This window comes from Acinetobacter sp. NigerLNRRAM0016, assembly GCF_054112845.1.
The window spans coordinates 1-252 of sequence record NZ_JBSYVT010000154.1; the positions used below are offsets into that span (position 1 = coordinate 1).

Consider the following 252-nt stretch of genomic DNA (forward strand, 5'->3'; position numbering starts at 1 on the left):
ATTGATCCCATTGATAGACTGCTGCTGAGTCTGAATACTCGCTGTATTCTGCCCAACAGTGGTTTGCAAGGTCGAAGTGGCAGATACATTGGCAGCAATCGCACTGGCATTTGCCTGAATCTGATTTTGGTAAATCGCATCATTGGCAGCCATTTGAGCAATCACTGAATCTGTTCGGAGTGCTTGCGCCATATCCTCTTCAATTCGAGCAGATTGCTCCGACCATACACCAGCCAAACCAGCATCATTACC

The 252-nt window shown here is 47.2% G+C and carries 1 protein-coding gene; it reads right to left on the minus strand.

The annotated features are described in order from the left end of the window. Positions 1 to 252 (minus strand): hypothetical protein (locus ACWQ4X_RS19950; protein ID WP_457904700.1); only part of this gene is annotated, 252 nt, incomplete at both ends.